Consider the following 23,857-nt stretch of genomic DNA (forward strand, 5'->3'; position numbering starts at 1 on the left):
AACGTTATGACATAAGGAGGAAAACATGGTGAGGGTTAAAAATATTTTTTGCGTAGGGTTAAGTTTAGGGATTATGTTTGGGTTAAATTGTACTTTAGCTGCAAGTAATATAGAAAGAGTAGCACCCAAGCCAGATGTTTATAATTTTTATAAAATAAGGGATGATATAGGTGAGGACAAACGGTATATTATAGAGTCATTTAAGAAGAAAAAAGCGTTGAGTGTAAGTAATGTTGTCAATGAAAATCGAGAGAAAATTTTGGTAATACCACTAGAGTTTAAGGATATAAAGTTTGAAAGTGATGATATAAAAAGAGATTGTGAAAATATGATGGAAGAAGTAAAAAAATACTACGAAATAAATTCTAGCTATCAGAAAGGGAAAAAGGGAATAACAATAGATTACACGGTTACAGACAAAGTAACTAGCGAGCAAGATATGGTGTATTATGCAGGTGCATATGTAAGTCTTTTTAAAGAGTTAGATGAAACGGTAGGAATTGATGAAATGGCTAAAGAAGCCGTTAGTATTTTAAAAGAGAGTGGTTTTGAGTTTGAAGAATACGATAATGACGGAGATGGCGTAATTGATCATATAATAATCGTACATGCAGGAGGAGGGAAAGAGGAAACACCAAATTCGGATTTAATATGGTCGCATAGATGGGAGATACAAAATAATGGAGTTAGTTTGGGTAGGGTAAGAGCTTTAAATTATACAACAGTGCCAGAGAAATCCACAATTGGAGTTATAGTTCATGAGTTGGGGCATGATTTTGGATTGCCAGATTTATATGATACATTTAGTGTAAGTCAGGGTGTAGGAGTATGGGATCTTATGGGGGCAGGATCATGGAATAGAGGTGTAGGTCAAAATCCTGGTGAATGTCCATCCAATTTGTCGGCCTGGAGTAGGGAGTTTTTAGGATGGGGCGATATAGAGGAAGTAGATGAAAGCCGAGAGCTAACGTTTAGTAATACTGATGGTATAAGTAATATATATAAGATATATTTAAAAGATAAATATGGTAGGAAAAACAAAAATGAGTATTATCTGATAGAATATAGGAGAAGGATAAATTACGATGAAGGATTACCTGGAGAGGGAATATTAATTTGGCATATTGATAATAAAGTTATTGACAAAAAAATGTTTATAAATGAAGTTAATAATGAAATAGAAAATCAAGGAGTATCGTTGATACAAGCAGATGGTAAGTTTCATTTAAATAAAGAGAATGAATATAATTTTGGCGATGCAGGAGATCCATTTCCGGGATGCACACAAAATAATATTTTTGCTGCGATGCCATATGCACTAAATTTTAGTAACAAAGGAGAGTACAGCTTTATTGAAGGAAAGAACTTTATAATAGATGGAGATAAGGCTAAAATGTATATTGATGTGGATATGGGTATGCCAAATGAATCTATTAAAACATATGCACCGTTGGATGGTAGTGCGGTGTGTGAGGAAGTTGTGTTTTCGTTTGGGCGTGTGGATAAATGTAGTGAATATAAACTGCAGATAAGTAAGGACAGAAATTTTTTAAATCCGCTACAATACACTATAAATGCCAGTAAAGAGAAAATGGAAGTGATGGAGAATAAAATTGTTTTTAGTAAATATTTTAGAGATGTATTAGATAATAATACAAAATATTATTGGAGAGTGGCTGCGACTAATCCACTTACAAAAATGAAAAATATAAAATGGAGTAATGTAAAGGATTTTTATTATACAAAAGGTGAAGTAATAGAAGCGCCAGGTAATTTCGTTTGGGAGGCTTTGAATAATAAACTTAATGTATCGTGGGTAAAAGAAGAGGATGTATCGGGATACATAGTGCTATATAATGGAGAAGAAATATACTCTGACAAAAATATATTTGAGGGTAAAAACGAATTAAATAAATGCAACATACGTGTTAGAAGTATAAACAATGGTAAATCCAGTAAATTCAGTGATAGACTTATTATTCCAAAAGCTGAGGATGTGTGTATTATAGCTAAGACTATTGGTGGAGGGGAAAAAGATGGTATGCTTCCAACTGACATAATTCTTATGACAGATAAAGGTATATTCAAAGAAAATGGTAATTATAATAAATCCACAATACATATTAGTAGAGATACTTTACCCTATGGAATGAAGCAGGGAAGTGTTAATAGAATAGATGATAGTATGGTTGATATAGAACTTGAAAGGAACGACTCATTTGTGTTAACTGAGGATGCAAAACTTAGTATAAAAGTGTCTAGACATCTATTGAACGGGGATTGTGATGAGGATGTAGAAATTTTGGTGCCGGTTCTTGCAAATAATAAGTATTATATCCATAAAATGAGGTTTAGTTTTAGCGGAGCAAATGAGGGGAAAATTGTTGGTACAAGAGATAATATGGAGTATAGTGTTGATGGAGGAGTAACGTATACAAATTGTGACAACAAAAGTACGACGCTTACGAAAGACGATCTGAAAAAGATAAATGAGATTGATGGCATCATAGTAAGGGAAAAAAAGGAAGAGGATAAGTATATTTATCATGTAATAAATATACTTAACAACAACAGGAAGCCTGCATTAGTAATAGACCATAATAATAAGTTGTTAAGAGGATTAACTAATGATATGGAGTTTAGTTTTGATGGGGTCAATTGGAATGATAATATAGATGAGTTAAAAGATATAGATTCATTAGTTGCAGTAAGGTATAAAGGGAAAGGAAGAGTAAAATATGGAGAAAGTACAATTTATGATTTCCGTAACAGATAGATATAGTATACCTGTTATGTGACATTTTGCTCCACCTGTATATAGTAAATATTAAAATTTCAGGTGGAGATTTGTTATAGATGTTTTTGAATTAACATAGGAAGGAATAATTTTGACCCTGATTATTGTCCCAATTATCTATTCCGTCATTGAAGACTAAATTTAATCTTGTGTTTGTTAAACGGGGTATATCCACTTCAAAAGTTTTATCACCGTTATTTTTCATGGTGTACGATGTGACGTTTGTCCAGTTGTTAATATCACCATAACCTGTTAAAAGATTTATATTTAAGGCGCCTTTTTGTGCAAGGATACCATTGTAGTAAATAGTAAATGAATTTTCATTTACACGAATAGATATACCATTTTCAGTGTATAAATTAATTAAATTTGGTGAATTTGGTGTTATTTCAGTTGCGATTTCAGAGTTGTTATTTTTGCCAAAAAGAAAGTCCCAAAAGCGCATAATAGTCACTCCTTAAAATTTTATTAACCATAGTTTGTGCTATTTACACAAAAAGTATACAAATATTTTTTAGCAATTTGGTACGAATATTCCTAAAGAAATTAAAATATTTTGGCGTTAAAGACTATAGGTGTCAAATAAAACCAAGAGAAGGGAGGAAGGCACTTAAATTAACACCTGGTATAACTTTTAAGTGCCGAAAGTGAGTATGAGATTATTTAAAAGATTTACCGTTGTTATGTTTATGGCATTAATACTATGTATTAGTGCTGTGAGGGTTGATGCAAAGAATTGGGAAGAGGGTATTATGTATTTTGTAGGAGAATTTGTTACATATAACGATGTATCTTATAGGTGCAGGGCACAACATACTGCATGGACAGGAGCAAATTGGAATCCAGAGATTACTCCTTCATTATGGGAACGTGTTGATGGTAACGTGGTTGTTTTACAAGAATCTGAAAAATCTCATGAAGAGGAGTTAATGGAAGAAGAAAAAGAGAATGAAGGAGATGCAACACTTGATGAAAAGTCGGAGAATGAGGTAGAAACAGTAAATGATGAAAATAGTGCTGTCTTAGAATGGAAAGAGGGAGAGGCATATTCTTTAGGACAGATAGTTATGTATAACAATCTACTATACAAATGCATAGTAGATCATGTGGCATGGGTTGGTACAGCTTGGAATCCAGAAGCAACACCTACACTTTGGGTTGAATTGAATGATGAAATTCCTAATGCAGATTCTCAACATAATGATGTAGCAGTAGAAGATGATGATATAATAGACGTAATAAATGAATCAGATACTGATAGTGATAAGGTATTAGCTGAATCAAAGGGTGATTGGAAAGATAAGGTATATGCTCCTTATGTTGATGTTATGCTTTGGCCAACACCAAGTATAAATGAATTTATGAAGGCTACAAATAACAAATATTATACATTAGCATTTATATTAAGTAATGGAGGCAAGCCTGCATGGGGTGGAATAACACCATATAATGATGGATTTTATAAAGAAGAGATATCTAAAATAAGGCAAGGAGGAGGGGATGTCATAGTATCTTTTGGGGGAGCAAATGGGATAGAGCTTGCGTTAGAGATAACAGATGTGGCGAAATTACAAGCGGCATATCAGTCAGTTATAGATGAATATCAATTAACGTGGGTGGATTTTGACATAGAGGGATTTGCTGTTTCGGACAAGGGGTCAGTGCAAAGAAGAAATCAAGCGATAGCAGGTTTGCAAAAAGATAATCCAAATTTAACAATAGCTTATTGTTTACCGGTAATGCCAGAAGGATTAACAGATAGCGGACTTTTTGTTTTAAAGGATGCAAAAGAAAAGGGAGTTAATATAGATGTTGTAAATATAATGACAATGGATTATGGCCCAACATATACAAATGACATGGGTAAGTATGCAATTGAGGCTTGTAAGAATACGGAGATTCAAATACGTAAAATAGGACTTAACGCAAAATTGGGTAATACTCCAATGATAGGACAAAATGATGTGTCAGTGGAGACATTTACATTAGAGGATGCTAGAGAACTACTTGATTGGGCGAAGACAGAAGATGACGTAAGGTTATTATCAATGTGGTCAATAACAAGAGATAAGTCAAAAGGTACTGGTTTATACAATTGTACAATGATACAACAGGACGATTATGATTTTACTAATACATTTAAAGAATTTAATGCATGAAAAATATAAAAGTTTTTTAAAAGTTAAAAAAATCTCTCCTTTTAGACTAAGGAGGGATTTTTTTAGGATCAGATTCTCTAAAGAAATGTTTTTGCCGTATATTTACTGTAGCCTCCATCATAGAACTAATTTTACAGAGATTCTAAATGTTGACAATATATAAAATATGTGATATTTTAAACCATGGGCGTTTGAAAGATTTGCCTTTTTAGAATGGTAAGGTATTTATTTATGAAAGGTGTTGTGGAGAATGGGAAAAGGTTATTTAGAGAAAAATATCGAGGCTGAGGTTGGTGATGAATTAAGAGACAATATAGATGAGTATTTAAATACAATGGAGGAAATAGGCAAAAGGAAACTTTTAGAAGAACAAGAAAGAAATATAAAAGATTTTTTGAATACTTATTCATATAAACGCATTATTAAGCCAGAAAGAGTTTACAGAAGGAATTGTTTTAATGCGACAAAGATTAAGATAATTGATGAATACAAAAAAAAGACAAAACAAGAATGGCCAATAGGTGCCACTGCGCATCATATAATAGAACTAGAGATAGGTGGTCCCAATGAGTGGTGGAATATATACCCTTTAATGGAGGAGGAACATCTAGAATTAAATTCAACAACTATATATAGTAAAATATTTAGAGAGCCGTTAGAAAATTATAATGTTAAGAATCAGAAAAAGGGAAATAAAATATATGAAAGGATAGAAATTTTTTTAAGGGATGGTGAATTTGAAGATGCCAAGAATTGGTTGAAACGCAACAAAGATTATTTAATTGATGATTGTGGGTATCACCGTACAGATAAGTATGAAAGGTTAATGGAACGAGCATTAAATTTGATTGATGGGTATGAGGATATGGTTTTATACTTGATCAATCAAGATAGAGATAGGAATATAGTAAAAAATATGGGCCAAGATATATTAGGTAATGCGTTAATAAAAGGTAAAAAAATAGTAGTAAATGCAATATTGGATATGAAAGAATGTCCTAATATTAGTGAATATTATGGAAGTAGGACTATTTTTGATCACGCGTGTACTAGCAAAGATACAAGGATAGTAAAAAGAATGATTCAAGAAAAGATGGCTACTTTTCTAGATATATCAACAGATGATAGGCGATCTGAAATAATGGCTGATGAAGAAGTAACTCAAGAAATAAGGATGTTGTTGGAGGAGATTTTAGCAAATCCAGTTGAAGAAGAAATGAGAGATATCGATTTGCGAATTAGGCGTGAACAAAAAAATCAAATAGAAGAGATATTAGAAATATTAAAAGTTGCTTGTGATAAAGATTATAACAGATTTAAGAGGTATTTTAAACAGCAACTGCAAGCTCAAGAAGAGGAAGATTATTTTAAAAATAATTTTAACAAGGTGTTACAATTGGCAACAGAGGGGGTTTGTTTATATTTAGTTGAGAGTGGGTTGTTAGATAAAAGTGACTATATGAAGTTGCTAGAAAATGCTTGTAGGAAGGGCTATAACAAATTAGTTGATGAACTGTTGGACAGAATGGACAGTATAAAAACTGATTTTAGCAGGAGTAATAATATATTTGAACTTGCGTGTATGAGCAAGAATCCAGATATAGTGAAATCTTTTTTAAGAAAGAGACCTTATGAGATCAGTATTAATAATGAGAATTTAAAAAGTGTAATGCTTTGTGTAGATAGATATTATGGCAAAGATTTATGTAATTGCTTGAAATATTTAGTTTTGAATGAAGGGGATAAGAGAATAGGAGAGATAGAGGAGCAGATGGAAAGTACATATCGATACATAGAAAATGAAATAGCAAAAGGTATTTTAGATGTAAAAAGATTTAAAAATACGCTATGTAATAAGTTAAAACAATCATGTGAAGCTCCATATCCTGGTTTTGCTAAATATTTATGTGAGAGATTTAATTATGAATTTAATTTAATAGGAACGAAAGCAGATTATGATACAACAATAAGAGATGTGTTAGAAGGAGGAAAGAAGGATGATGAGGAAGAGAGAAAAAAGAGAGAGGATTTGATGTTGTTTTTAATCGATGAAGGGGCTGATCTTTCTGAAAAAAGAATTTTAATAGAGAAGGCAAGAGGAAAATACGATGCGGTAGTTGATAGGATTAATGCTAAGGATAGAGAAAAAATAGAAAGAGTAACACTAAGAAGAAACAAAATAAATAAGTTTATTGATTCAGTTGAAAGAGGAATTGAAATTTTAGATAGGATGAAGAAAGGAAGAGATTTGTAAGCTTTTTGTTATGGAGATTTCTTTTTAAGTGTTTTTGTAGGAAAGTGGGAATAAATATTAAAAGAACGGGAAAAAATTAGTTATACAGAGGTACAAATAGTATAAAACCTGACTTTAGGGTATAATTATGTATCTTCGGTTAAAGAAATCAGTGTTTTAGGTAAGAGATTAAGGCAATACGCTTTTGCTGTTTATTGCCTTAAAAAGTAAAGCTATATTAGTCATCGTTGATGATATCTTTTATTATGTACAAAGGTCTATTTCTTGCTTCGTCGTATATGCGAGCTATATATTCTCCTATTATTCCCAAACACATAAGTATGACGCTATTTAAGATTAATGTGACTGGGATTATAAATAGGTATCCAGAAACATATTTGGTTGTAAAAAATTTCTTGTACATAAGGAATAAAAGGTAAGAAAAACTTCCTAAAAAAGATATAATACCAATATGGGTAGCAAATTTTAGAGGTTTAGTCGAGAATGATATAATCCCGTCAAAGGCAAGTTTTAGCATTTTTCTTAATGGGTACTTAGTTATACCAATTTCCCTAGCATTTCGAACAAAGGGTACACAAGTTTGCTTAAAGCCCAACCAAGATATAATTCCACGTACGTACCTATTATGCTCAGGTAAGCGCTTAAGTTCTAATAACACAGTGCGATCTATTAGCCTAAAGTCACCTACATCTTTTGGTATATCAATATTAGTTTGGCTATTTAATAATCTATAAAAAAAGTGTGCGGTAAATTTTTTAAATAATGATTCACCAAGTCTTTTTTCGCGTTTGCCGTATACTACCATATATCCTTCTTTCCATTTTTCTATCATGTCTAACATAACTATAGGTGGATCTTGTAGGTCTGCATCAATTACAATGATAGCTAATCCTTTAGCGTGGTCCATTCCGGCAGTAATTGCAATCTGATGCCCAAAATTGCGAGAGAAATTTATGAGTTTTATGTGTTTGTCTTTTTTGCAGATATCGCTCAATATGTTTTCACTTTTATCTATACTGCCATCATTTATGAAGATTATTTCATAATGTTTGTTTGTTAAATTCATAACGCGTGTTAGTTCGGTGTAAGTCTTGATTATTAATTGTTCTTCATTAAACACAGGTACAACTACAGAATAAATTATGTCCATAAGTATGCTCCTTTTGTATAATATACTGATATTATACAACAAAAATATATCTTAGTCAAAAGATGATATCGACTTCCAAGTTGTAAGGCGCAAGTTGGGGATAGTAATAATGTACTCGATATTATGTGCTAAAGATTGATCTTAAAAATCTTAATTGACTATTTGGAAGTGGAGTTAATTTGTGATATAATTACAAAAGATGTAAATTTTATGTGAATGGAGAAAATGAAAATGGCACTAAGGATAATATATGGAAGATCTGGATGTGGGAAAACGACATATTGTCTTAGGGAGATAAGGGATGTACTAGCAAAGAATTCATCAGATAAAATAATTTTTTTAGTTCCGGAGCAATTTTCATTTGAAGCTCAAAAGGAACTTGTGAATAATTGCATCACCGGAGGAGTTATAAAAAGTGAAGTGTTAAGTTTTGAGAGATTATCTTATAGAGTGTTTAATGAAGAAAGAGGCAAAGTATATCCACATATACATCCGGCTGGCAAAGCTATTATAATATCTGGGATAATAGAGAAAAATGCGAAGAAATTCAAAATATTTAATAAAGTGTACAATAAGCAAGGATTCATACAATCAATAATAGATTTAATATCTGAGTTTAAAAAATACAACGTAGGTCCTAGTGACTTAGAGAAATTGATAGAACAACTTCCATGTGGCGAGTTAAAGTCAAAGATTATTGAGATATATACCATATACAATAGCTTTGAAGAAAATATACGTGACAAATATAAAGATGCTGATGATGATGTTACGTGGGCAACTCAAATTCTTTGTGAATCAGAAATGTTAGATGATGTTAGTATATGGGTAGATGGATTTTGTGGATATACTAAGCAAGAGTATAATATGCTTGGTGTGCTAATGAAAAAAGCAAAGAATGTAAGTATTACATTTTGCATGGATAAATTGTGTAATAAAGGTGAAGAAATAGATGATATAGATATATTTGCAAGAGTAAAACGGTCGTACAGGAACATAATAAAGATGGCAGAGGCTAATCAAATTCAGGTAGAGCAAATAATTCATCTAGATTTGCAGTATAAGTTTAAGGATAATGCTCCATTACGTTATTTGGAGCAAAATTATGGAGTGTATCCATGTGCTAAGTATGAGGCGACAATGAGTAATATATCAGTGAATATGTACGCAGATATGTATAAAGAGATATATGACGTAGCAAAAAAAATAATATATGCGTGTCAAAGCGGGAAGTACAGATACAAAGACATAGCAATAGTGTCTAGAGATATGCACATGTACCAGAAAATAATAGAGGTAGTGTTTGGAGAAAATGAGATACCATATTTCATGGATAAGAGAGTTGAGATGTCAGATAATAATTTGACAAGATTTATAACAGGAATAATCGAGATTTTTGCAGAGAATTGGTCGTACGAGAGTGTATTTAGGGTGTTAAGAATAGGTTTTTTTAATATAGATGTGGCGCAGGTTAATAAACTGGAAAATTATGTGTTATCGTGTGGCATCAGGGGGTCTATGTGGAAAGATAAAAAACCTTGGAGTATGTTGCCATATTTCATGCCTAGAGAAAATGATGAAGAAAGGGAAAAAAAGTTATTAGATGAGATTAATGATATAAGAGATAAGGTAGTGGAGCCACTTACAAGATTTTGCGATAGTGGCAAAAAGACAGTGCGGGAGATTTGTGAAAATTTATATTATTTGTTGTGCGAGCTGGATGTACCACGTAAGATACAAGATATTGTGAAGAGGTTTAATGATTGTGGACAATTAGAAAAAGGAAGTGAATATTCCCAAAGTTGGACTGTTTTGATGGATTGCTTTGATCATATGGTGTTATTAAGAGGAGATGAAACTATAACATTTAGCAAATTTCTTAATTTATTTAAATTAAGTATAGGTGAGTATAGTTTGGGAGTGATTCCAATGGGACAAGATCAAGTGTTTGTTGGTAGTGCAGAAAGATCAAAAAGTCATAATATAAAGATGATGTATTTAGTTGGAGTAAATGATGGAATTTTTCCTGCAAAAGGCCAGAATGAAGGAATTTTAAGTGATAAGGATAGAAATGTTTTAGAGGATAATAATGTAGTTATAGCTAAGGATACAAAAGTGCAGGCATTTGATGAACAATTTTTGGTATATGAGACTATGCTTGTACCAAGTGAAGTATTGCATATAAGTTATGCAATAAAAGATACAAATGATAAATCGCTTAGGCCATCGATTATAATATCTAGATTAAAGAAAATGTTTCCCAATATGATATGCACAAGTAATTTGGATAGTAAGATGCGAAGAAGTGATTTGGTAACGAAGTCTAAAATATTTAGCGAGTTAGTAAATCAATTAAAAAATAAAAGATATCATAGAGAATATGAAAAAGATTGGGATAATATATATAAGTGGTTTTCTGAAAATGAAGGCTGGAAGAAAAAATGTGAGTATATAAAATATGCACTAAGCTACAAAAACAAGGAAGAAAACTTAAGTACCCAAAAAGTTCATATGCTTTATGGCGAGAATTTAGTGGAGAGTGTATCAAGGCTTGAAAAATTTACTGCATGTCCATTTGGGTTTTACGTACAATATGGATTAGGAGCGAAAGAGAGAAAAGTATATAAATTAACGCCACCTGACGTAGGAACATTTTTACATGTAGTTATAGATGCTTTTTCAAAGGAGGTATCAGGAGGAGATATTACGTGGAGGACATTTGATTTAGAATGGTGTGAGAATAAAGTTTCAGAAATAATAGAAGACATGCTAGATAAAATGAAGGGTCAGGTTATACTAAGAAGTAAGAGATATGTAACTCTTATAAAAAGATTAAAGACAGTGATAACGAAAACAATTTGGCTTATTGCGGAAGGAATACGAAATAGTAGTTTTAATCCTCTAGGATATGAGGTGGGATTTGGCGACAATGAAAAATATCCACCAATAGAAATTACGTTGGATACAGGAGAGAAAGTTAAACTTACGGGAAGAATTGATAGGATAGATAAATTTGAGCAAGGAAGTAATATATATATAAGAGTAATAGACTATAAGTCTGGGAATAAGAAGTTTTCACTAAATGATGTGTTCTACGGATTGCAAATACAACTTATGACGTATTTAGATGCAATATGGGATATGAATGATAACATAAAGCCAGCAGGTGTTTTGTATTTAAAACTTGATGATCCTATAATAAAAGAATCAGCGGATACAAAAGATAGGGATATAGAAAAAAAGATATTAAAACAGCTTAAGATGAATGGGCTTATCGTGAAAGATAAAGATATAATACGTGAGATGGACAATAGCATAGATGGTACATCAATGTATATTCCGGCTACAATAAAGAAAGATGGCGAGATTGGAGAGAAGACTTCTGGGGCAAGTTATAAGCAGTTTGATGCACTTAGGCGATATGTAAAGAAATTGCTAAAAAATTTGTGCGAACAGATAGTAAATGGGAACGTAGATATAAATCCATATAAACAAAAAAATAAAACCGCATGTGATTACTGTAAATTTTTGCCTATATGTCAGATAGATAAAGAAAAAGTTAATTATAGAATAATACAAGATAAAAAAGATGTATGGAGTGCTATAGATGAACAAACAACAGTAGATAAGTAAATGTAAAAAAATTTTATAAAAAAACACTTGACAAACAAAAGTACTTGACATAGAATTAGGTGTAAAGTAAATTTAGACTACAGGTGATGAATATTGGATGATAGATTAAAAATAAGTTTATTATTAGAATTTTATGGGAATCTATTAACAAAAAAGCAATGTGAGATGCTTAGTCTGCATTATAATATGGATTATTCACTGGCGGAGATAGCGGATGAGTACCATATAACGAGACAAGGTGCATTTGATAATATACGTAGAGGAAGGCAGTCTTTACTTGAGCTAGAGGATAAGTTAAAGCTTTGTGGTAAGTTTGAGAATAACATAAAGGCTGCGAAGAGGGTGCTGGAGTACCTAGAAAAAATAGACAAAAGTAAGTTAGATGATGTTAGTGTAGAGTATCTAGATAAAATTGCCAAGGAAGTTACGAAGCTTTCGGAATAGAAGTAGGAGGGAGTTAATTTATGATATTTGAAGGTTTATCGAATAATATACAAAAGATAGTTAGTAAGTTGAAAGGCCAAACCAGAGTAACAGAAAAAGACGTAAAGAATGTCATGAGAGAAATAAAGTTAGCTCTTCTGGAAGCGGATGTTAGTTTTAAGGTTGTTAAAGATTTTATAGCTCGGGTGTCAGAGAAAGCGAGTGGGCAAGAAGTTATAACTAGTTTAACTCCAGGGCAGCAAGTTATAAAGATAATAAATGATGAGTTAGTTGAGCTTATGGGAAGCGAACAGAGTAGATTGACTTTTTCTACAAGGGGTATAACTATATACATGATAGTAGGACTTCAAGGATCGGGTAAGACTACTACGTCGGCAAAGCTTGCGAATGTCCTAAGAAAAGAAGGAAAGAAGCCTCTTTTGGTTGCGTGTGATGTGTATAGACCAGCCGCAATAAAGCAATTGCAAGTTGTAGGTAGTCAATTGTCTATACCAGTGTTTACAGAAGATACAAAGGATGTAATAAAAATAGCTAAAGATTCAGTAGAGCAAGCAAAAAATAATGGAAATGATTTGATTATAATAGATACTGCTGGAAGATTACATATAGATGAGGAACTTATGCAAGAACTTATAAACATAAAGGGTGCGGTTGTGCCCCATGAGATATTGCTTGTAGTAGATTCTATGATAGGTCAGGACGCAGTGAATGTGGCAGCTATGTTTAATGAAAAACTTGGAATAGATGGGGTTATTTTAACTAAGCTTGATGGAGACACAAGGGGAGGAGCTGCCTTGTCTGTGGCGGCCGTTACTAAAAAGCCAATAAAGTTTATTGGAGTAGGAGAAAAATTAAATGAATTAGAGCCATTTCATCCTAAAAGGATGGCATCTAGAATATTAGGTATGGGTGATGTATTGACGTTGATAGAAAAAGCCCAGGAAAGTTTTGATATTAGCAAAGCTGAAGAAATGGAAAAAAGAATTAGAGAGAATCAATTTACGTTAGAAGATTTTTTAGAACAATTTCAGCAGATAAAGAGAATGGGTAGTTTTAGCAAGATACTTGAGATGTTGCCTGGTGTCAATGCAGGTATGCTAAAGGATGTTAATATGGATGATAAGAAGATTTTAAGGATAGAAGCAATCATAAAGTCCATGACTAAAAAGGAAAGATTAGATCCGGATATGATAAATGCAAGTAGAAAGAAAAGAATAGCAGATGGGAGCGGTACTAAGATTCAAGATGTTAATAAGCTTATTAAGGATTTTGAAGAGATGAAAAAAATGTTAAAGAAGATAAATAGTATGTCAAAAGGATTTATGGGAGGGAAATTACCGAAGCTAGGATTTAATTTTGGTAAGAAGAAGTTTTGATATATGTTAGTATTAGAAGGAGGTGAAAAAAATGGCAGTTAAGATAAGATTAACAAGGATGGGTGCGAAGAAAGCTCCTTTTTATAGGGTTCGTGTTGCTGATTCAAGATTTCCTAGAGATGGAAGGTTTATAGAGGAAATAGGTACATACAATCCATTAACAGATCCTGCAACAGTAAATATAAATGCAGAGAGAGCAAAGTATTGGTTATCCAATGGTGCACAACCTACAGATAAAGTAAGAGCTTTGTTAAAAAAAGCAGGAGTACTATAAGATAATGAAGGAGTTAGATTTTTATGCAAAAGCTTCTCGAGATGATTGCGAAATCTTTGGTTGACGATCCAGATAGTGTAGTGGTTGATGAGGGCAGGACTAATTATGGGACACTCTTAAAGCTTAAAGTAGCTAAACCAGACATGGGAAAGATAATCGGAAAACAGGGGAAGAGAGCAAAAGCATTAAGAACTATAATGAAGGCTGTATCTATTAGAAATAATACTAGTGTTACAGTAGAAATACAGGAGTAGTATTAGGCTAGTCGTAATAGGGCTAGCCTGATTAGTATGATATGTAGAGGTGATAATGTGCAACAGTATTTTGAGATAGGGAAGATAGTAAATACACATGGAATAAGAGGAGAGCTTAAAGTTATACCACTAACAGATAATATATCAAGATATAATGATCTTGAGTGGGTGTATGTGAATAAGAAGGGTAAACGTGACAAATATATTATCGATGGAGTTAGGTATCATAAACAGAATGTTTTGTTAAAGCTTCAGAATGTTGACAATATGAGTGTAGCTGAGGAATTTAAGGGGTTATTTATAGAGGTGCCAAGAGAGCTAGCAATTACATTACCTGAAAATTCATATTTTATATCAGACTTAATAGGTTGTGTTATAGTAGACGAAAACAACAAGAATTTAGGTATATTGGTTGAAGTACTAAAAACGGGTAGCAATGATGTTTATTTAATAAAAAACGATTTAGGTAAAGAAATATTGTTACCTGCAATAAAGGATGTTGTTTTAAACGTTGATGTTGACGGGAAAAGGATAGATGTAAAACTTATGGAAGGATTGATTGACGATGAGGATTGATGTTTTGACGTTGTTTCCTCATATGTTTGATGGAATATTAAATGAGAGTATATTAAAAAGGGCACAGGATAAGGAATTAATTAAGGTACAGACAATAGATATCAGAGAATTTTCGACCAACAAGCATAGGAAAGTAGATGATTATCCATATGGAGGAGGTCAAGGTATGCTTATGGCGGTAGAACCTATATACAATGCATATATGCATATAGTAAAGGAGAGCGGAAATAAGCCATATGTCATATATATGACACCACAGGGTAAGGTGTTTAATCAAGAGATAGCCAAAGATATAGCTAAATTAGAGCATATTGTATTACTTTGTGGTCATTATGAAGGGATTGATCAGCGCATAATAGATGAGCTGGTAGATTTGGAGTTGTCCATAGGAGATTATGTATTGACAGGAGGAGAGATTCCAGCTATGGTGGCAATAGATTGTATATCTAGACTGATTCCGGATGTATTGTCTGTGCAAGAATCGTTTGAGGATGAATCTCATTTTAATGGATTGCTTGAATATCCGCAGTATACAAGACCGAGGGAATTCCTGGGACGAGTAGTGCCAGATGTATTATTGTCGGGGAATCATGAAGAGATACGCAAGTGGCGTTGTGAAAAGTCATTGGAGAATACAAGACTAAAAAGGCCAGATTTATTTGATAAATATAATAATGGAAAATAGCTTATGGACGATACTATACACGTAAATAACGAGTATAGGGGAGATTTGTCTATGGATAAGAAAATAAAAAATTCAATTAAGTATTATAAAAATAATGAAAAAACTGGTGTATCGCGTACTCAAGAAGTTATAAGTGATAGGAAAGCAAAATCTATAGCGCGAAGCAAAAAAGATGAAGTTAAATTAAAAGAGGAAATGGGCGAGAAAACAATTGAGTCAATGACGAGAGAGAAAAAAACAGAAATGAACGATAGTTCTTCATTAGGGCAAAGGGGGAACGTTTTAAAGAATGTAGAAGGGGATTTGAAAAAGATAGAAGGTGATCTAAAGGTATCTACATCTTCTGAGGTAGAATTAGGAATGTTAGGACAGCTTAGGGCATTGATAGAAAAAATTAAGTCGGGGCATATGGATTTAACTACAGCCCAGAATCTCCTAAGAAGTGTAAATACATTAAAAGGGAAAGTTTCAACAGAGCTAAATAAAACTGACGATATGATAAATTCAGCGGATAAAATGAGTAAAGATATAGACAAATTGTGTGATTTATTAGAAAAGGAAAAAGAGAAAGAGACGGAGAGAATAGCAGAATTAGAGGCATTATTAAAAGAGTTAGAGGAAAGAAAAAAAAATCTTAATATGTTTATGGGTATGCTTATGGCAGAGAAAAAAGAACTAAAGGATTTAGATAAAGGAATAAAAGAGATAAAAGGAATAATAAAGAAAGAAATGCAATCACCTGGTAAAAACATGGCAAAACCAACAGGGCTTGGTAAAGCCATTAAAGCCATAACAGGAGCTATATCTCTAAGACGTAATAGAGATCTTGATTTATCGAAAAATATGAAGGATAAACTAAAAGAGAATAATAAAGATGGGGCGAAAAATGTAGAAAATGAAGGTATATTAAAAATATTAGCGGAGTACGGTGAAGCGGATAGAGTAAAACGAATATTAGGTGAGGATAGACTAAAGCAAGATTTAACTAAGTCTGTAAATTTAGAAAGGGAAGTTAAAAGAAATGAGATAGAGAATAAGTCTAATAAGATTCAACAATTAGAGATAGCAGAAAAACATGACTTAATAAAATTAAATGATAGCTTTATGCATGGGAAGAATAAAGTGATGGAACCAAGAGAAGCAAGATTAAATTCGGGTATGAAAAAAGATACTAAAAATAAGACTAAAAATATGGATGGGAGAGAAATGAAATCTTAACTTAAGGAGTGGTCTTATGAGTAAAAATAGTATTGTTTTGTATGATAGGAATAAAAATAAGTTGGCTGTGCAAAAACCCAAAAATATGGTTGTTGTGCAAAAAAAATATATGATAGTAAAGCTCCCCAAACCTATGATTATAGTTAATAAAAAAAATATTGAGATTGTAAAAAAGAATAACATTTTAAAAAATCCAGAAAAAAGTTTTTGATGGGTTATGTTTACATAAGATTAGAAGCTTTTTTAGAAAAGGTTGATAAAATATCTCTTAGAAATTTTAAGAGATATTTTTTTTATTATAGAGAAAATTATTGACATAAACGAAACGATGCTGGTATAATATAGTTGTAGATTACAATATATAGAAATAAATGCGTGCTTTGTAAGTGAAGGGAGTTGAAAACATGAAAAGTATTTTAAAAACTATAGGAGTTATTGTAGTTATTATGTTTACTCTAAATATAAACGCATTTGCCAGTAGTATACGTATAGAGGTAAATGGTGACTTGGTGAATTTAGAACAAGGGGTTTTGGTTGATAATGGGAATGTACTTATCCCGTTGAGAAGTGTATACAAAAGTGAAAAATACGATATAGAACAAGGACAGGATATAACAATACGTAGAGGGTTTGGATATGCTAAATTTTTTGTTGATGATAACAGAGTGGTAATAAACGATAGGGAGGAATATCTAGATACATGTACACAATTTGTTGGCAAAAGAATATATATTCCCTTAGAGGCATTACAGAGTGCGGTTAATAATAAAATGTATTGGGATAGGGATGAAAATCTTGTAAGGATAACAGAAAATCCAGAGTATATAACAGGAGAAGCTTATGAGCTTGATTTTAATCAAGAGATTTTAGCAAAGAAATTAGCAATGAATTTTTATAATACAAATTTAAAATACATAGAGAAGGCAATAATACATGGAGACGAGTGTTATGTATTTGCAAACTATGGAGATAAATATAATTTTGTTGCAGTAGAGAGGGAGTGTAGGAGAATTTATTCCATGAACAGAAAAAACGATATGTATGTTAAAATTTGCAAGGAATATGATGTCGACACAGTGTGAAAAAATAATAAATAACAATCTTTTTGTTGTTCCCTAAATGATTAAAGTATGATAAAATAAGACTTAAATTAAGTTTTCTAGAGTTGAAAGGGGTAATTATATGTCTGGCAAGATGTATATAGGGTTAGATGTAGGATCTACTACGGTCAAGGTTGTTATAATGGATGAGAGTTCAAATGTCCTTAAGACGCTATATAAGAGACATTTTTCAGATACAAAGAACACAGTATGTAATTTATTGGAAGAAGTTTTAAATGAATTTGGTGATAGAGAACTAGGGATTGCTTTAACTGGGTCTGGTGCGATAGGCATTGCAACCAAACTAGGTGTGCCATTTATACAGGAGGTAATAGCGTGTAAGAACGCGGTAGAAAGGTATATACCTAAGACTGATGTAATAATAGAATTAGGCGGAGAAGATGCAAAGATAATATACTTTGGTAAATCTATAGAACAGAGAATGAATGGTACTTGTGCGGGAGGGACAGGTGCATTTTTAGATCAAATGGCTCTTTTATTGGACACTGATACAGCAGGTTTGGATGAATTATCTCGGTCGTATAAAAGAATTTATCCGATTGCGTCTAGGTGCGGTGTTTTTGCAAAGACAGACATACAACCACTTTTAAATGAAGGAGTTGCGAGGGAGGATATCGCAATTTCAATATTTCAAGCAGTAGTAAATCAAACAATATCTGGTCTTGCGTGTGGAAGACCTATAAAGGGTAATGTAGCTTTTTTGGGAGGGCCATTAAATTATTTATCTAGTTTGAGAGAAAGATTTATGGATACCCTAAAATTAACGCAGGATGAGACAATAGTACCGGATGATGCTCATTTATTTGTAGCAAAGGGAGCGACTCTTCATGCAATGACAAAAGAAATAGTTGATGTAAGTGTACTAAAAAGGAAAATAGCAAAACTTAGATTAAGTTACGATAAAACATCAAATGTGATAGGGCCATTATTTGAGAATAAAGAGGAATATGGTGCTTTCAAAAAAAGACATGCAGTGTCAAATATAGACAAAAGAGATATAAAAGACTATACAGGAGATGCTTTTTTGGGGATAGATGCGGGGTCAACCACATCTAAACTTGTCTTAATTGATGATAAGGGCAGTATATTGTACAAATCCTATAAAAGTAATGAAGGTAAGCCGCTAAAGAGCATAATAGATATGTTGAAGGATTTGTATGAAAAGATGCCCCAAAGCATTAATATAAAATATAGCGGTGTTACAGGGTACGGAGAAGGTTTAATAAAAACTGCGCTGGGGATAGATTTTGGCGAAGTAGAAACTGTTGCACATTATACGGCGGCAAAGATATTTGAGCCAAGAGTTACAAGCATAGTAGATATTGGTGGGCAAGATATGAAATATATCAGTATAAAAAATGGATTTATAAGGAATATAATGTTGAATGAAGCTTGTTCTTCAGGGTGTGGATCTTTTATAGAGACATTTGCAAAAAGTTTAGGTATTGGTATAGACGAGTTTAAAAATAGCGCAATAGAGTCAAAAAATCCAGTGGATCTAGGTTCTAGATGTACAGTGTTTATGAACTCAAAAATAAAGCAAGCTCAAAAAGAAGGTTATCTTGTAGGTGATATTTCTGCGGGGTTATCATATTCTGTGGTGAAGAATGCAATTCAAAAAGTGATGAAGATACGCGATACAAGTAGTTTAGGAGATTATATAGTGGTTCAAGGGGGAACTTTTTATAATGATGCAGTGCTAAGGGCTTTTGAAAAAGTTACAAAAAAGAATGTTATAAGACCTGATATAGCAGGACTTATGGGTGCGTATGGAATGGCGGTTTTGGCAAAACAACAGTGTGGACAGAGTAAAAAATCGACTATGCTTACTATGCCGCAATTAGATAAACTTGAAATAAAATTATCATATATAAGATGCAATGGTTGTGAGAATCGTTGTCAGTTGACAGTAAATCAATTTAGCAATGGGTATAAGTATATATCTGGGAATAGGTGTGAAAAGGGAGAGGGCATAGTAGAGAAAAAAGTTAAGTTGCCTAATCTTGTTAAATATAAACAAGAGAGAATATTTAATTATAAGCCACTAAAAAAAGAAGACGCACCTTATGGAGAGATAGGGATTCCACGTGTTTTGAATATGTACGAAGATTATCCGTTTTGGTTTACTCTGTTTACTAATTTAGGTTTTAGGGTTATTTTGTCTGATGAAAGTACCAGGAAAACATATGAGAAAGGAATAGAGTCTATGCCATCGGAGTCAGTATGTTATCCTGCAAAGCTTGTACATGGGCATATAATGGACCTTATACAAAAGGGTGTAACAACTATATTTTATCCATGCGTGACGTATTCTAGAAAAGAGTTCGAAGATGCCAATAACAAATACAATTGCCCTATAGTGATATCGTATTCGGAAGTGATAAAAAATAATGTTCCCGAGCTTTTAGATATCCGGTTTATTAATCCATTTTTGCCGTTTAATAAAAGACAATTGGTTAGTAGAATTAAGGAAGAATTTAGTGAGTATGATTTAAAAACTGAAAATATAAGGAAGGCAATTGACAAAGCCGAGCTAGAGTATCAGCAATGTAGGAAAGATATTCATAATAAAGGACAAGAAGCGCTAGATTATATGAAAAAGAATGATATTGGTGGTATCGTATTGGCAGGAAGACCATATCATGTGGATCGCGAGATAAATCACGGCATTGATACATTAATAACAAGTTTAGGCCTTTGTGTATTAACAGAAGATAGTGTATCTAATAAGTCTTTGCCAAAACGACCATTGCGTGTGGTGGATCAATGGATGTTTCATTCAAGGTTGTACGCTGCGGCAGATTTTGTTGCAAAAAGAGATGATTTGGAGTTGGTACAGATGAACTCATTTGGTTGTGGGGTTGATGCTGTTACTACAGATCAGGTAGAAGAAATATTAGAAAGCTTTGGGAAAATGTACACATTAATAAAGATTGATGAAGTAAATAATTTAGGTGCGGTAAAGATACGTCTTAGATCTCTTATAGCAAGTATGAAAAAAAGAATAAAAGATTTAAGTGTAGGTGATTATGCTAATAGTAGAAAAAAATTTACAAAAGAAATGAAAAGTGATTATACAATACTTATACCGCAAATGGCACCAATACATTTTGAGTTTTTAGAGCCGATATTGCAAAGTGCAGGGTATAAGGTAAAGTTATTAAAAGACTGTACAGCTAAGACAATTGAGAAAGGATTAAAGTATGTAAATAACGATGCATGTTATCCATCTATTATAACGACAGGACAGTTTATTGAGGCTTTGGAAAGTGGAGAGTATGATAAAAATAAGATAGCACTTTTGATGTCTCAAACTGGAGGAGGATGTAGAGCAACCAATTACATAGGTTTTATAAGAAAAGCCTTAAAAGATGCGGGTTTTGAGAATGTACCTGTTATATCATTTAGTGCAAAACAACTTGAAAAAAATAGTGGGTTTAAATTAGGAATAAAGTTGGCAAAAAAACTTTTAGTAGGGATGATATATGCAGATTTACTGCAGAGAATGCTTTATAAAAATAGAGTGTATGAGAAAAACAAAGGAGAGAGTAAAAAGATATTTGATGTGTGGATGAAAAAGGCAATAGATTTGACTATTACTGGTAATAGGAAAAGTATCTCAAGGAGTATATACGAAATAGTAGATGATTTTGAAAGAATAGAGTGGGTTGAAAATATAGTTAAGCCTAAGGTAGGCATAGTAGGAGAAATACTTATAAAGTATCATCCTTTTGGTAACAATAATATAATAGATATGTTAGAACAAGAGGGCGCAGAAGTTGTTATGCCAGATTTTATGGGTTTTATAAAATTTATGGCAACTGATTCGTATTTTGCACATAAGATGTTTAATAGAAATATTGTGCAAGCGCTACTTAGTAAGTCAGCAATAAAAATTATAGATATATTTGAGAAAGATGTGAGAAATGCGATTGCTCATTCTCAAAAAGGATATCTTCCAACGTGTGATATATGGCATTTGGCAAGAAATGTGAAAAAGGTATTATCTACTGGTAACCAGAGTGGAGAAGGATGGTTTTTAACGGCAGAGATGATAGAGTATATGGAAAATGATATACCTAATGTAGTGTGTGTACAACCATTTGCGTGTTTACCTAACCACGTTGTAGGTAAGGGAGTAATAAAAACAATGAGGGATATGTACCCTGATGCTAATATAGTGGCTGTAGATTATGACCCTGGTGCTAGTGAAACTAATCAGGTTAATAGATTAAAGCTTTTGATGACTGTTGCAAAAGATAATATATCTTAGGAAAAATTGAAAATACATTAAAAAATTTAAGAGAAGTTGTAAAATTAAAAATACACTGAAAAATATATGCTTGCGAAGGGGAATTATAGCTCTCGAAAGCATATATTTTTTATTAAATCTTTCCTTACAATACATAAATATAAAAAAAATAGTTGACTTTGAGGATATATTGGTATATTATATATATAAATACACATAACGATGCTATGTGTAGCATGACATTGTTGTCGAAAAAAATATAGAAGGGTGATTTAGGTATGAGAAGGATAATTAAATTTACAAGTGTATATGCTAAGTTAAAACATATACTAGATGGTTATAGGCTTATTTATGCTTGTAAGAGGAAGAAAGAACAAAAGGCAATAGAACTAATTGAGAAAGGAGCATTTGTTAATTTAAAGTATGTGTTTGGAAAAAGTGCTTTGGAGCAGGCTTACAGATGGAAAATGTGGGGGGTTATAAAAAGATTAGTTTTAGCAGGAGCTGATATTGAGGCAAAAGATAAGGCTGGAAATACGTTATTGGTGTGTGCATGTGAAGCTGGAAGAATAGATATTGTTAAGGTATTAATTGAAAGAGGAGTTGACGTTAAGGCAAAAGATATTGAGCTATTATTTAAAGAAGGAGCCAATATTAAAGCAAAGGATAAAAATGAATTATTGATGTATGCATGTCGAACTGGAAGAATAGAAATTGTTGATTTATTAATTGAAAAAGGAGCCGATATTGAGGCAAAAGATGAGGCTGGGGATACTCCAGTAGTATATGCATGTAAAGCTGGAAGAATAGATATTGTTAAAGTATTAATTGAAAAAGGAGTCGGTGTTGAGGCAAGAGATATTGAGCTATTATTTAAAGAAGGAGTCAATATTAAAGAAGAGGATAAAAATGAATTATTGATGCATGCATGTCGAACTGGGAAGAGTGAGATTGCTAGGACGTTAACCAACAAAGGAGTAGAAGGTGATGCGGCAGATGATATTAAGCCATTAATTAGAAAAAGAGCGGATAGTCAGACAGATCTTGATAATTTGGATATGTTATTGATAAGTGCATGTAAGATGGGGGAAAGAAAAATTGCTGAGGGATTAATTGAAAGAGGAGCCAATGTCAATACAGTAGATAATCTTGGTAAAACCCCATTGATGTACGCGTGTGAAGCAGGAGATGATGAATTTGCTATAGAATTAGTTGAAAAGGGGGCCGATATTACCCAAGAAAGCGGTGGAATTACACCGTTTATGTATATGATAAAGGCTGGTAAAATGAAGACTGTGTCACAATTCATAGATAAAGGCAAGGAAAATTCTAAAAGGAATCAAGACAAAAAAAGATTAGAAAAAGTTAATAAACCAAATAAAATTTTTGAAGTAGAGGCTATGAATATATGACTAGGATGAGTCTTTTTCATAGTAGATGTCTTTAAAATATGGCATACTAATTATTTGCTAAATTTTAATGAAGGAATAATATTTGTTATTTGTGATAACACGAAGCAACAAAGATTGGATAATATGCGAAAGGATTTTGTGGCAAATGTATCGCATGAGTTAAGAACACCACTTACATCAATAAAAGGCTATACTGAAACATTATTAGATGGGGGGGTTTCAGATTTAAAAATAGCAAATAAATTTTTGAAT

18 protein-coding genes are annotated in these 23,857 nt (G+C 32.5%); 16 read left to right on the forward strand and 2 right to left on the reverse strand.

The genetic code is table 11. The annotated features are described in order from the left end of the window. Window positions 1-28 precede the first annotated feature (28 nt). On the forward strand, window positions 29-2,776 hold the full coding sequence (locus tag J6Y29_03400) for a M6 family metalloprotease domain-containing protein (protein MBP5426924.1): 2,748 nt from the start codon (window positions 29-31) through the stop codon (window positions 2,774-2,776). 91 nt (window positions 2,777-2,867) lie between these two features. On the opposite strand, the gene J6Y29_03405 is transcribed toward J6Y29_03400, so the two are convergent. After that, the gene (locus J6Y29_03405) at window positions 2,868-3,242 is read right to left on the reverse strand and encodes a carbohydrate-binding protein (GenBank protein MBP5426925.1); all 375 of its coding nucleotides are present in this window, start codon (window positions 3,240-3,242) and stop codon (window positions 2,868-2,870) included. Between the two features lie 208 nt (window positions 3,243-3,450). On the opposite strand from J6Y29_03405, the gene J6Y29_03410 reads away from it, so the two are divergent. After that, window positions 3,451-4,956: a hypothetical protein gene (locus J6Y29_03410; protein MBP5426926.1), complete on the forward strand. Its 1,506-nt coding sequence runs from the start codon at window positions 3,451-3,453 to the stop codon at window positions 4,954-4,956. 250 nt (window positions 4,957-5,206) lie between these two features. Further along, the gene (locus J6Y29_03415; protein ID MBP5426927.1) at window positions 5,207-7,210 is read left to right on the forward strand and encodes a hypothetical protein; all 2,004 of its coding nucleotides are present in this window, start codon (window positions 5,207-5,209) and stop codon (window positions 7,208-7,210) included. 217 nt (window positions 7,211-7,427) lie between these two features. On the opposite strand, the gene J6Y29_03420 is transcribed toward J6Y29_03415, so the two are convergent. Beyond that, window positions 7,428-8,366 carry a glycosyltransferase family 2 protein gene (locus tag J6Y29_03420; protein ID MBP5426928.1) on the reverse strand — a complete coding sequence of 313 codons (939 nt, stop codon included), beginning with the start codon at window positions 8,364-8,366 and terminating at the stop codon, window positions 7,428-7,430. Between the two features lie 225 nt (window positions 8,367-8,591). Between J6Y29_03420 and addB the strand changes: the two genes are divergently transcribed. From addB to J6Y29_03485, 13 genes are all read left to right on the forward strand, one after another. Continuing rightward, window positions 8,592-11,993 carry a helicase-exonuclease AddAB subunit AddB gene (gene addB, locus J6Y29_03425; GenBank protein MBP5426929.1) on the forward strand — a complete coding sequence of 1,134 codons (3,402 nt, stop codon included), beginning with the start codon at window positions 8,592-8,594 and terminating at the stop codon, window positions 11,991-11,993. 93 nt (window positions 11,994-12,086) lie between these two features. Next, window positions 12,087-12,437, forward strand: coding sequence for a hypothetical protein (locus tag J6Y29_03430; protein MBP5426930.1), 351 nt, complete (start codon window positions 12,087-12,089; stop codon window positions 12,435-12,437). 20 nt (window positions 12,438-12,457) lie between these two features. Further along, window positions 12,458-13,813, forward strand: a complete 1,356-nt coding sequence (gene ffh / locus J6Y29_03435) for a signal recognition particle protein (protein MBP5426931.1) — start codon at window positions 12,458-12,460, stop codon at window positions 13,811-13,813. Window positions 13,814-13,844: 31 nt separating this feature from the next. Next, on the forward strand, window positions 13,845-14,087 hold the full coding sequence (gene rpsP, locus J6Y29_03440; GenBank protein ID MBP5426932.1) for a 30S ribosomal protein S16: 243 nt from the start codon (window positions 13,845-13,847) through the stop codon (window positions 14,085-14,087). A gap of 23 nt (window positions 14,088-14,110) precedes the next feature. Next, window positions 14,111-14,341 carry a KH domain-containing protein gene (locus J6Y29_03445; GenBank protein ID MBP5426933.1) on the forward strand — a complete coding sequence of 77 codons (231 nt, stop codon included), beginning with the start codon at window positions 14,111-14,113 and terminating at the stop codon, window positions 14,339-14,341. 57 nt (window positions 14,342-14,398) lie between these two features. After that, entirely contained in the window at window positions 14,399-14,917 is a 519-nt protein-coding gene (gene rimM, locus J6Y29_03450; GenBank protein MBP5426934.1) for a ribosome maturation factor RimM, read from the forward strand. Further along, entirely contained in the window at window positions 14,907-15,602 is a 696-nt protein-coding gene (gene trmD / locus J6Y29_03455) for a tRNA (guanosine(37)-N1)-methyltransferase TrmD (GenBank protein ID MBP5426935.1), read from the forward strand. The genes rimM and trmD overlap by 11 nt, the downstream gene beginning before the upstream one ends. Window positions 15,603-15,653: 51 nt before the next feature. Next, on the forward strand, window positions 15,654-16,820 hold the full coding sequence (locus tag J6Y29_03460; protein ID MBP5426936.1) for a hypothetical protein: 1,167 nt from the start codon (window positions 15,654-15,656) through the stop codon (window positions 16,818-16,820). A gap of 16 nt (window positions 16,821-16,836) precedes the next feature. Continuing rightward, window positions 16,837-17,031: a hypothetical protein gene (locus J6Y29_03465; GenBank protein ID MBP5426937.1), complete on the forward strand. Its 195-nt coding sequence runs from the start codon at window positions 16,837-16,839 to the stop codon at window positions 17,029-17,031. Between the two features lie 193 nt (window positions 17,032-17,224). Then, window positions 17,225-17,902: a hypothetical protein gene (locus J6Y29_03470; protein ID MBP5426938.1), complete on the forward strand. Its 678-nt coding sequence runs from the start codon at window positions 17,225-17,227 to the stop codon at window positions 17,900-17,902. Window positions 17,903-18,002: 100 nt separating this feature from the next. Continuing rightward, the gene (locus J6Y29_03475; GenBank protein MBP5426939.1) at window positions 18,003-22,214 is read left to right on the forward strand and encodes a 2-hydroxyacyl-CoA dehydratase; all 4,212 of its coding nucleotides are present in this window, start codon (window positions 18,003-18,005) and stop codon (window positions 22,212-22,214) included. A 257-nt stretch (window positions 22,215-22,471) separates the two neighbouring features. Next, window positions 22,472-23,605, forward strand: a complete 1,134-nt coding sequence (locus tag J6Y29_03480; protein ID MBP5426940.1) for an ankyrin repeat domain-containing protein — start codon at window positions 22,472-22,474, stop codon at window positions 23,603-23,605. A 123-nt stretch (window positions 23,606-23,728) separates the two neighbouring features. Beyond that, on the forward strand, window positions 23,729-23,857 hold a 129-nt coding region (locus J6Y29_03485), incomplete at its 3' end, for a hypothetical protein (protein ID MBP5426941.1).

Source organism: Clostridiales bacterium (assembly GCA_017961515.1).
Taxonomy (GTDB): Bacteria; Bacillota; Clostridia; order Acetivibrionales; family RGIG10202; genus RGIG10202.

Excerpts from the sequence above, each read along its gene's own strand:
- J6Y29_03405 (MBP5426925.1), bottom strand. The coding sequence starts at position 3,242 with ATGCGCTTTTGGGACTTTCTTTTTGGCAAAAATAACAACTCTGAAATC.
- J6Y29_03410 (MBP5426926.1), top strand. The coding sequence starts at position 3,451 with ATGAGATTATTTAAAAGATTTACCGTTGTTATGTTTATGGCATTAATA.
- J6Y29_03415 (MBP5426927.1), top strand. The coding sequence starts at position 5,207 with ATGGGAAAAGGTTATTTAGAGAAAAATATCGAGGCTGAGGTTGGTGAT.
- addB (MBP5426929.1), top strand. The coding sequence starts at position 8,592 with ATGGCACTAAGGATAATATATGGAAGATCTGGATGTGGGAAAACGACA.
- ffh (MBP5426931.1), top strand. The coding sequence starts at position 12,458 with ATGATATTTGAAGGTTTATCGAATAATATACAAAAGATAGTTAGTAAG.
- rpsP (MBP5426932.1), top strand. The coding sequence starts at position 13,845 with ATGGCAGTTAAGATAAGATTAACAAGGATGGGTGCGAAGAAAGCTCCT.
- J6Y29_03445 (MBP5426933.1), top strand. The coding sequence starts at position 14,111 with ATGCAAAAGCTTCTCGAGATGATTGCGAAATCTTTGGTTGACGATCCA.
- trmD (MBP5426935.1), top strand. The coding sequence starts at position 14,907 with ATGAGGATTGATGTTTTGACGTTGTTTCCTCATATGTTTGATGGAATA.
- J6Y29_03460 (MBP5426936.1), top strand. The coding sequence starts at position 15,654 with ATGGATAAGAAAATAAAAAATTCAATTAAGTATTATAAAAATAATGAA.
- J6Y29_03465 (MBP5426937.1), top strand. The coding sequence starts at position 16,837 with ATGAGTAAAAATAGTATTGTTTTGTATGATAGGAATAAAAATAAGTTG.
- J6Y29_03470 (MBP5426938.1), top strand. The coding sequence starts at position 17,225 with ATGAAAAGTATTTTAAAAACTATAGGAGTTATTGTAGTTATTATGTTT.
- J6Y29_03475 (MBP5426939.1), top strand. The coding sequence starts at position 18,003 with ATGTCTGGCAAGATGTATATAGGGTTAGATGTAGGATCTACTACGGTC.
- J6Y29_03480 (MBP5426940.1), top strand. The coding sequence starts at position 22,472 with ATGAGAAGGATAATTAAATTTACAAGTGTATATGCTAAGTTAAAACAT.